Origin of the sequence: Flavobacterium micromati (genome assembly GCF_900129585.1) — a bacterium.
GTDB lineage: Bacteria > Bacteroidota > Bacteroidia > Flavobacteriales > Flavobacteriaceae > Flavobacterium > Flavobacterium micromati.
Genome location: NZ_FQWF01000024.1, coordinates 1 through 3395, shown reverse-complemented (window position 1 = coordinate 3395; position 3395 = coordinate 1). Strand labels below are relative to the sequence as shown.

2 rRNA genes are annotated in these 3395 nt (G+C 48.0%); both read left to right on the top strand.

Annotation, left to right across the window (positions count from 1 at the left end):
- Positions 1-218 precede the first annotated feature (218 nt).
- A 23S ribosomal RNA gene (locus BUB42_RS15890) occupies positions 219-3121 on the top strand.
- Between the two features lie 165 nt (positions 3122-3286).
- Positions 3287-3395: ribosomal RNA gene (gene rrf / locus BUB42_RS15885) — 5S ribosomal RNA — on the top strand; the annotation flags it as partial.

The following is a 3395-nucleotide window of genomic DNA, read 5'->3' as shown; positions in this document are numbered from 1 at the left end:
GGAGGTCAACGGTTCGACTCCGTTATTCTCCACTATCCCCACCTAGCCTCCCCAAAGGGGAGGAAGTTAGAATGCTAACTCTCCCCCTTTGGGGGAGTTGGAGGGGGAAAAGTTCATTGACATATTGAGATAAGAAAATAATAAAAAGTAGAAAGCATTTTTACTTGTTTATTAATAGACAAGTAAAGAAACGGTCATAATTAATTTTATGATTGGTACAATAAGCAAAATAAGGGCGTATGGGGGATGCCTTGGCTCTCAGAGGCGATGAAAGGCGTGATAAGCTGCGAAAAGCTACGGGGATTGGCACACACGAATTGATCCGTAGATACCTGAATGGGGCAACCCACTATCTTGAAGAGATAGTACACCGATAGGTGGGCAAACCCGCTGAACTGAAACATCTAAGTAGGCGGAGGAGAAGAAAACAAAAGTGATTCCGTAAGTAGTGGCGAGCGAACGCGGATTAGCCCAAACCAATGTTGTTACGGCAATGTTGGGGTTGTAGGACCACGACATTTTATGTACAAAGAATTAGAATCTACTGGAAAGTAGGGCCAAAGAAGGTGATAGCCCTGTATAAGTAATGAGTATAATAAATAGTGGTATCCTGAGTAGGGCGGGACACGAGAAATCCTGTCTGAATTTGGCGGGACCATCCGCTAAGGCTAAATACTCCTGAGAGACCGATAGTGAACCAGTACCGTGAGGGAAAGGTGAAAAGAACCGTGAATAACGGAGTGAAATAGATCCTGAAACCATACGCTTACAAGCGGTCGGAGCCCTTTAGTGGGGTGACGGCGTGCCTTTTGCATAATGAGCCTACGAGTTAACGTTGCTGGCAAGGATAAGTGGTTAAGCCACGGATCCGTAGCGAAAGCGAGTCTGAATAGGGCGCTTTAGTCAGTAGTGTTAGACGCGAAACCGTGTGATCTACCCATGGACAGGTTGAAGCTGTGGTAACACACAGTGGAGGACCGAACCCGTTGACGTTGAAAAGTCTTGGGATGATCTGTGGGTAGGGGTGAAAGGCCAATCAAACTCGGAAATAGCTCGTACTCCCCGAAATGCATTTAGGTGCAGCGCTGGTTATAAGTTATATAGAGGTAGAGCTACTGATTGGATGCGGGGGCTTCACCGCCTACCAATTCCTGACAAACTCCGAATGCTATATAATGTTTACCAGCAGTGAGGGCTTGGGTGCTAAGGTCCAAGTCCGAGAGGGAAAGAACCCAGACCATCAGCTAAGGTCCCCAAATATACGCTAAGTTGAAAGAACGAGGTTTGTCTGCCCAGACAGCTAGGATGTTGGCTTGGAAGCAGCCATTCATTTAAAGAGTGCGTAACAGCTCACTAGTCGAGCGGACGAGCATGGATAATAATCGGGCATAAGCGTATTACCGAAGCTATGGATAGCCCACAGTTTTAACTGTGGGTTGTGGTAGGGGAGCATTCTCACAGGGTTGAAGGTGTATCGTAAGGTATGCTGGACTGGTGAGAAAAGAAAATGTAGGCATAAGTAACGATAATGCGGGCGAGAAACCCGCACACCGAAAGACTAAGGTTTCCACAGCTATGCTAATCAGCTGTGGGTTAGTCGGGACCTAAGGCGAACCCGAAAGGGACAGTCGATGGACAACGGGTTAATATTCCCGTACTAGTTATTACTGTGATGGGGTGACGGAGTGATGAAAGCGCCGCGAACTGACGGAATAGTTCGTTGAAGTACCTACCTATAAGACCCGCAGGCAAATCCACGGGTTTTGGGGAAATACGATAGTACTCGGATACTTCGGTAGAAGAGATAGTGCGCCTAAGGGCTTCCAAGAAAAACCTCTAAACTTCAGGTAATAAGTACCCGTACCGCAAACCGACACAGGTAGTCGAGAAGAGAATTCTAAGGTGCTCGAGAGATTCATGGCTAAGGAATTAGGCAAAATAGACCCGTAACTTCGGGAGAAGGGTCGCCATCCGCCGCAAGGCGTGGTGGCCGCAGTGAAGAGGTCCAGGCGACTGTTTATCAAAAACACAGGGCTCTGCAAAATCGTAAGATGAAGTATAGGGCCTGACACCTGCCCGGTGCTGGAAGGTTAAGTGGAGATGTCATTCAGTAATGGAGAAGCATTGAAATGAAGCCCCAGTAAACGGCGGCCGTAACTATAACGGTCCTAAGGTAGCGAAATTCCTTGTCGGGTAAGTTCCGACCTGCACGAATGGTGTAACGATCTGGACACTGTCTCAGCCATGAGCTCGGTGAAATTGTAGTAGCGGTGAAGATGCCGCTTACCCGCAGTGGGACGAAAAGACCCTGTGCACCTTTACTATAGCTTAGTATTGACCTTGGATAAATGATGTGTAGGATAGGTTGGAGACTGTGAAGTGGCGTCGCTAGGCGTTGTGGAGTCATTGTTGAAATACAACCCTTTGTTTATCTGAGGCCTAACCCCGCGATTGCGGGGGACATTGCTTGGTGGGTAGTTTGACTGGGGTGGTCGCCTCCAAAAGAGTAACGGAGGCTTCTAAAGGTTCCCTCAGTACGCTTGGTAACCGTGCGTAGAGTGCAATGGCATAAGGGAGCTTGACTGAGAGACATACAGGTCGATCAGGTACGAAAGTAGAGCATAGTGATCCGGTGGTTCCGCATGGAAGGGCCATCGCTCAAAGGATAAAAGGTACGCCGGGGATAACAGGCTGATCTCCCCCAAGAGCTCATATCGACGGGGGGGTTTGGCACCTCGATGTCGGCTCGTCACATCCTGGGGCTGGAGAAGGTCCCAAGGGTTGGGCTGTTCGCCCATTAAAGTGGCACGCGAGCTGGGTTCAGAACGTCGTGAGACAGTTCGGTCTCTATCTACTGTGGGCGCAAGAAATTTGAGTGGATCTGATTCTAGTACGAGAGGACCGAATTGGACAAACCTCTAGTGTATCTGTTGTCACGCCAGTGGCATGGCAGAGTAGCTACGTTTGGAAGGGATAAGCGCTGAAAGCATATAAGCGCGAAACCCACCACAAGATGAGATTTCTTTTAAGGGTCGTGGGAGATGACCACGTTGATAGGCTATAGATGTAAAGGCAGTAATGTCATAGTCGAGTAGTACTAATAACCCGTAAGCTTATGTACGTCCTTCCAGCCCCCTAACCCCCAAAGGGGGAATAAAGGGCTGGAAAGAAACTTTCTCACTATACAAAATTTTTCTTTATCTCAGTATGTTAAGATATTATGTAATTGGTAGTTATCATAAGATAAGTAACATTACAGTAATTGCCCAAAGCAATTATAACCTCTTAAGGTGGTTATTGCGGCGGGGCTCACCTCTTCCCATCCCGAACAGAGTAGTTAAGCCCGCCTGCGCAGATGGTACTGCAGTTATGTGGGAGAGTATGTCGTCGCCTTT